Source organism: Streptomyces sp. NPDC056222 (genome assembly GCF_042264065.1).
In the GTDB taxonomy this organism is placed as follows: Bacteria; Actinomycetota; Actinomycetes; order Streptomycetales; family Streptomycetaceae; genus Streptomyces.
In genome coordinates, this window is the sequence record NZ_JBHJTL010000198.1 from 1 (window position 1) to 2,814 (window position 2,814).

Here is a 2,814-nt window from a genome sequence, read left to right on the forward strand (position 1 = left end):
GGCCCCGAGGGGAGCAATCCTGGGAAGTTACCGCGAGTAGTGGAGAGTTGGGGACGCCAGCCGCTCATCCACCGCAACACGCTGAGCCGGTGGCGTCACCGCCCTATCCGCTCCTCGGGCATCGCGTGTGCGGGGCTACGGTGATTTCATGCCTCACGACATCACACGCTTACATCACGTCGGCCATGTCGTCAGCGATATGACACAGGCCATAGCGCTCTACCGGCGGCTCGGATTTCACGTTCCGCCGCCCAGCGTGCCGGCGCTGGCACCCCGTGAGGGTGCTGTGCCTGAGCCTTTCGGGGCAGCGAACACCCACGCCGACCTCTCCCGCAGCTTCGTCGAGTTGGTGACCCCGCTGAAGCCCGGGAACACGGAGGCCCTGCCACCCGACGCGCGGATCGTTCCCCTCCAGGCACCGCCGGAGAAGCTCCCCCTGGTCATGTCGCGGATCGAAGAGACCAGCGCCCAGCTTGGCGGATGGCGCGATCGCTTCGAAGGGCTCCACATCCTGATGTTCTCCTCGCCGGACGTCGACAGGACGGCGAAACGGCTTACCGCTGCCGGCGTCGGACACGGTGGGGTGAACACGGTCGGCCGACCGGTCGAGACCCCCAACGGCGTGCGCACGGAACCCGTCCGCTACCTGGAGATCGACGGAGCGGCCGAAGGCCGGGTCGGTGTCGTCGCCGACTTGGACCCGGAATTCCAGCACACCCGTCACCTCGACCACCCGAACGGTGCCCTGGACCTCGTCGAGGTGGTGCTGTGCGTACCTGACGGACAACTTCCTCTGGTGAGTGAGCGGTACGAGCGGTATCTAGGACGCCCGCTCTCCGCAGAGGGGCCGGTCACCCTCCTGACCAAGGCCGACCTCCCGGATCTGCTGCCGGGTGAGGATCCGCCCGCACTCCCGGCGCTTGTCGCCTGCACAGTTGCCGTCCCCGACATCGCTCCGGTGCGTGCGCTGCTGGCAGAGAACGGACTGCCCGTGCGCCAGACGACCCGAGGTGAGCTCTTCGTTCCGGCCGAAGCGGCCCTCGGCGCCGCTCTGATCTTCCGGGAGATCTGAGAGCCCGCTCCGCCCCCGTGTGGGCAATCGTCCCGCCGGGCGGCACCCACCCGCACCCCCTGCCACCCTCGTTGTGAGCAGTCGCTCCGCCTGCCCACAACCCGCGGGGCGGAGCGGCGGGGACTCAGCGCAGTACCGGGGGCTGGTCAGGCCAATGCAGTTGCCTTACGCAGAAGCGGACCCACGAAGATCCCCGACCGCGTCACCCGCGATCAGCTCTGCGTCTCCTCGAGGCGTCCAACAGCGGCTGCATCGGGTACGACGAGCAGCTTGCCGGTGGTACGCCGAGCCTCCAGATCGCTGTGGGCCTGGGCGGCCTCGGACAATGCGTAGCGGCCCGTTACGGTGACCTCAAGCGCCTTGGAGCGCACCCACTCGAACACCTCGGCGGCGCGTCGGAGCAGTTCGGACCGATCGGCGATGAAGTCCCCGAGGCTGGGCCGGATCAGGGTCAGCGAACCGCCGTGGGCGAGCCGAATCGGATCAAACGGCGGCACGGCACCACTTGCCGCGCCGAAGAGCACGAGGTGGCCGCGGGTTCGCAGGCTGGCGAGGCTCGCATCGAAGGTGTGCGCGCCGACGCCGTCGAAGACAACCGGCAGTCCCTGACCGCCGTTGAGCCGCCTCACCTCGGCTGCGAGATCGTCGACTGCGGAGGAAAGGATCACCTCAGCGGCCCCGGCACGCTTCGCCAGCTCGGCCTTCGCCGTGGTCGACGTCGTGCCGATCACCCTGCCGCCGAGATGGGTGATGAGCTGGGTCAAAAGCAGCCCCATGCCACCAGCAGCCGCATGCACGAGCACCGTGTCGCCCCCCTGAACCGGGTAGGCGTCCTTGACGAGATAGTGCGCGGTCATGCCTTGGAGGAGCACGGCGGCGGCTGTCTCGAAGCCGATATCGTCGGGCAGCGGCACCAGCCGGGAGGAGTCCACGACGGCCCGCTCGGCATACGTGCCGGGAATCTCCACCCAACCGACCCGGTCCCCCACTGCGACGTCAGCGACGCCGGGTCCAATTTCGACGACCGTGCCGGCGCCCTCAGAGCCCGGGGTAAAGGGCAGCGGGAGGCTGTACCGGCCTTCGCGGTGGTAGACGTCGAGGAAGTTGACCCCGGATGCAGCGACCTCCACGACCGCCTCGCCCGGACCCGGCCGCGGCTGGTCCACCATGGCCTCCTGCAGCACCTCGGGACCGCCCACTTCGTACACCTGAATCGCTCGCATGGCCCTCCAATATCGGCTCGTCCCCCTCCAACCCCGTTGATGGCGATTCGATTCCCGGCAAGCAGACCAGCCCGCCAGCGCCACTCCCTGGCCGGCTACCTGACGAACGGGGCCGCCGCCGTCAAGGTGTCAGCCGGAGTCGGCCAGGACGAAGTACACGACCAGCCGCGTCGGCAGAAGTCGGCGGCGCCGCTCGGCTCGGTCGTGCTTGGCTATCGCCGCGTCGACCAGCTCGGCAGTGAATACCTTTGTCAAGATCCCGATCCGCACCTGCTGGCCCGCACCCCACCCCGTCACACGCGGGGCAATGATCTCCGCAACTCAAAGCAACTGCAGTGGGCTGGTCAGGCCCCACGCGGGGTCCGTGTCCGGGTGCCAGTGGTCCGGGCCCGATCCCCGGGCGCCACCGTCGGCAGCCGGTCAGGGTTTCGGGAAGGGGTGGGGGAGTCGGAGCAACGGCTGGCGTCCCCAACTCTCCACTACTCGCGGTAACTTCCCCGGATAGCGCCCCTTGGGGCT

3 protein-coding genes are annotated in these 2,814 nt (G+C 68.7%); 1 reads left to right on the forward strand and 2 read right to left on the reverse strand.

From position 1 onward, the window contains the following. Positions 1-148: 148 nt before the first annotated feature. Complete coding sequence (locus tag ACFC0D_RS38380) at positions 149-1,072, forward strand: VOC family protein (RefSeq protein ID WP_376446716.1); 924 nt, start codon at positions 149-151, stop codon at positions 1,070-1,072. 212 nt (positions 1,073-1,284) lie between these two features. Here the strand turns inward: ACFC0D_RS38380 and ACFC0D_RS38385 are convergent, their stop codons facing one another. Then, positions 1,285-2,295: a quinone oxidoreductase gene (locus ACFC0D_RS38385; RefSeq protein WP_376446718.1), complete on the reverse strand. Its 1,011-nt coding sequence runs from the start codon at positions 2,293-2,295 to the stop codon at positions 1,285-1,287. Positions 2,296-2,424: 129 nt separating this feature from the next. Further along, positions 2,425-2,592 (reverse strand): transposase domain-containing protein, encoded by a 168-nt coding sequence (locus ACFC0D_RS38390; RefSeq protein WP_376446721.1) that lies wholly within the window; start codon positions 2,590-2,592, stop codon positions 2,425-2,427. Positions 2,593-2,814: the final 222 nt, after the last annotated feature.